This window comes from Bartonella sp. LB28NMGDW (assembly GCF_042194435.1).
Classification (GTDB): Bacteria; Pseudomonadota; Alphaproteobacteria; order Rhizobiales; family Rhizobiaceae; genus Bartonella; species Bartonella grahamii.
The window spans coordinates 1-835 of record NZ_JBHIMX010000120.1 but is presented as its reverse complement, the minus strand read 5'-3'; the positions used below and the strand labels follow the sequence as shown (position 1 = coordinate 835).

The window sequence follows — 835 nt, the reverse complement described above, 5'->3', positions numbered from 1 at the left end:
ATAAGGCAACTTCTGTTTTAGCGGCGCGAGATTTCGTGATCAAAACGGGGGAGCTTGGAAATAGCGGTCAATTGGCATCGGGGCAGGATTTAGTCTTTAGCGTGACGGGCAATGTGACCAACAACAAAACGGGCTTAATCTATGTGAAGGGCAATGGTGCTTTACAAGTTGATGGGGCTTTGTTGAATGATTTTGGCGCCATAATGGCAGAGGGTGATTTATCTTTCACCAATGCAGAAGGCACAGGAAAAAGCCTTTCGCTTGTTAACAAAGCGGGCTTTATTCAAGCTGGTGGAAACTTAAATATCCAAACCAACACTCTAAAAAACGAAGCCGATAGCACGCCCGTCATCACGGAAAAAACGGAATATAGCGATATTTCTTTCCAAAGACCAAAGGGTTCTGATCAACTCAGTGATGGGATGTTATATCATGATGCGAAAGTTGGTCTTTGGGGACAAGGGCACGAACATCAAGATGATAACGGAATTTGGAAAGGACACTTATACATTTACTTAGATAATCCACTTTGGAATAGTAAAGAAGAAACCTATGGCACCGCAATTTCAAGCGATGGAACAGTCTATAAGGCATTTACTTGGAAATATATTGACGAAAGAAACTCTGTAGAACAGTATCGATGGAATGGTTTTCGGCGGAAGGCAGGAGGGGGCTGGTCAATAAACGAAAATTGGTCACACATGACAGAAAAGACTGTCACGCAAGGGTTTTCGCATAAACCAACTGTTTCGGGGGTAATACAATCTAGTGGCAATCTCATCATTAACGCTGATACCATTGACAACCATTATAGCTCTATGAGAGCAGAGGGAAA

1 pseudogene is annotated in these 835 nt (G+C 42.8%); it reads left to right on the top strand.

The annotated features are described in order from the left end of the window. Window positions 1-835, top strand: a pseudogene (locus ACFIKG_RS09545) (filamentous hemagglutinin); the annotation flags it as partial.